The organism is Halochromatium sp., from assembly GCF_054919635.1.
The window spans coordinates 1-2,606 of the sequence record NZ_JBUDPI010000453.1; the positions used below are offsets into that span (position 1 = coordinate 1).

3 protein-coding genes and 1 pseudogene are annotated in these 2,606 nt (G+C 65.3%); all 4 read right to left on the reverse strand.

The window, feature by feature from the left end:
- A pseudogene (locus tag ACY693_RS18145) lies at positions 1–380 on the reverse strand (hypothetical protein); the annotation flags it as partial.
- Between the two features lie 55 nt (positions 381–435).
- Positions 436–924 (reverse strand): GtrA family protein, encoded by a 489-nt coding sequence (locus tag ACY693_RS18150; protein ID WP_462323214.1) that lies wholly within the window; start codon positions 922–924, stop codon positions 436–438.
- Positions 925–940: 16 nt separating this feature from the next.
- On the reverse strand, positions 941–1,678 hold the full coding sequence (locus ACY693_RS18155) for a glycosyltransferase family 2 protein (RefSeq protein WP_462323215.1): 738 nt from the start codon (positions 1,676–1,678) through the stop codon (positions 941–943).
- A gap of 61 nt (positions 1,679–1,739) precedes the next feature.
- Positions 1,740–2,606: hypothetical protein (locus tag ACY693_RS18160; RefSeq protein WP_462323216.1), on the reverse strand; the 867-nt coding region annotated here is incomplete at its 5' end.

Sequence of the window (2,606 nt, forward strand, 5' to 3'; positions counted from 1 at the left end):
GCGGCCCGAGGCGCGGAGATCAGCCCTGGCGGAACCCGACATCGGGCCATGGCCGACGCCGGCAGGCCGTCGGCCTCAGTTAACGAGAGCGCACGCGGCCCGACGAGGGCCATATCGCCCCGGAGCAGATTCCACCAGACAGCGAGACCTGCCAACGGCAGGTCCCCGGCGAATCGCAAACGCCGGAAGCGCGCGCGGTCGACGCCGATGCAGAGATCCCCGTCGAACAGCCGCCGTTCGCGGACCCAACCCAGCACCGCGCGCCCGAGCAGTAGCGGCAAGAGGACCACCGTCCCGACCGCGGCGACAGTGATGTCGAGCAGACGCTGGGCGACTCGCGGGACAGGCGCGTTACTCGGCTGGACGGCGGATCGGGACATACGAACGAGGAATCGGCGATCGCAGAAACTCTGCTAAAGGGTAGCGGATTCTGGCTCAGCCCGCGCAGGATTTGCCGACCGCGGGTTTCCCATCGCGATCGAAGGCAAGGTAGCGGACCCCGAAGAAGTTGAGCCACATCGCCGTGAACGACCCGGCCGCCATCGCCAACAGCGGCGCGATGCTGCTCGGGGGTAGAAACCCGAGCAGCGCGGAGTAGATGCCAAGATTGATCACCCCGCCAACCGTCTGCACCAATAGATACCGCAGGTACTCACGCCGACGATTCCTGCCGGCGCGCCGGAAGAAGGTGAACAGTCGGTTCAACAGCCAGGTCAGCGCGGTGCCGCAGAGGAACGACAGCAGCCGGGCCAGATAGGGATTGCAGTCGAAGCCCTGGACCAACAGCATGAGCAGGACCGCGTCGGCCATGAAGCCGGTGCCGCCGACCACGCCGAAGCGCAGCACCTCGCCGGGCAGCCCCGAGAGCGGGCCCCATTCGAGGAGGCGATGTGCCCGCGCGAGCCACAGCGCACGACTGTCCAACGCGCAACCTCGCACCTCAGCGGGCAGCCTCGGCACAGGGCATGGGCCCGGTGCCGGCCTTCCCGGGAAGCGCCGCGCTGAGCAGGTAGACCAGACTGCGCCAGCCGTCGCGCCAGGTCTTCAGGTGCGGCGGATGCGCCCGTGCCGAACGGCTGAGCGTGGTCGGCACCTCGGCGATCGGCAGGCCCGCCCGGCCGACATTCACGACCATCTCGAGCGCGAAGACCATCCCGGGGCTGCGCGGACCGACGGTCAACATGAGCTCGCGGTCGAATCCACGCAGGCCGCAATAGAAATCCCGCACCCTGACCGGATGCAGCCGCCGGCCGATCCAGCTGATCATGGGGTTCCCGAGGTAGCGATGAAGCAGCGGCATGGCGCGCGGGGCGATGCCGCCGGCGAAACGATTGCCCATCACCAACGGGTAGCCCTCGCGGAGCTTCTCGAGGAAGGCGTCCAGGCGGTAGAAATCGTAGGTGTCGTCGCTGTCCGCCATAACCACATAGCGGCCGCGGGCGGCACAGATGCCGCCGATCAGCGCCGCGCCATAGCCCAGCGTGGGCACATCGACGAGGCGCGCTCCCTGCCCGAGTGCGATCTGCCGAGAGCCGTCGGTACTGCCGTTGTCGGCAACGATCAACTCTCCGGCCACCTGCTGCTCGGCCAGGAATCGTTGTGCCTTCTCCAGACAGGTCGACAAGGTGGCCGCCTCATCCAGGCAGGGCATCACAATCGACAGCTCAAGCTCGCTCATGTCTTTGCTCTAAGCGGGTTGCGCTAGGCCATGGCTCGGCCGGGGACTCGAAAAACGTCGCTCAGTCTCGACCGGCTGAAGCGTCCGTCGGGCAGGGATCAGAGGCGTCGACGGGCTGCCTGGACACCGTCACCTTCCAATAGGAGCCGGGCTCCACATAGACTTCGGCTCGGCACAGGCGCGGGTAGTAATTCGCGCCGGTTCCTCGCCGAGACTCAGGGTCGACGAAACGGTAGAAAAAGGAGTGCCACCAGTCGGTCGTATTGCGAAGCTCGAAGCCTGAGCGGATTGGTGTTGACACCTCTTTCCTTAACCATTGCACCATTTCCTCGTAGAGTAACACCTTGTAAACACCGACCAGCGGTTCTGCGTAATCGGGAATGGGCCGCAGGGGCGGCACCAGCTTCAAGCCCGCCGCCGCAGCTTGCTCGCGTTCTGGCCGACTCGCCAAGCGCCGAGACAGCACCTCGGCATCTGCTTCTGACAACGACACTCCGGCGCGCGCAGCGGCGCTCATCAGCATTGTCGGACTGATGACCTCTGCATAAGGCATGGTTTCCGCCCGCTCAACGAAGACAATCTCACCCGGCCATTGATCCAGGAAGGTCTTACGAATCGGCGCGATGCTCTGAAAAGGAAGATTCGAGTAATAGCTGAGCGGTAGCTGGTCGTTCGGCGGCGCATAGTAGCGCGCGGCATCCGACAGCCCGAGCGCTGCCAGCTGATTCACCGGCGCATAGGTGTCGGCGTTGTCGATGGACACGGGCCCCGGCCAACGCACACGATCGACAGAGATCAAAAAGACGAGACAGAGCAAGGGCGCGACGAACAGGGCAACGCGTCCAAGGAGGCGCTGCGCCGGATAGGCAAAGACGGCCGCGGCAAGCACGGTGCCTGGAACCAAGAGTACCAGCGAGACCCGGTTGAA

Excerpts from the sequence above, each read along its gene's own strand:
- ACY693_RS18155 (WP_462323215.1), bottom strand. The coding sequence starts at position 1,678 with ATGAGCGAGCTTGAGCTGTCGATTGTGATGCCCTGCCTGGATGAGGCG.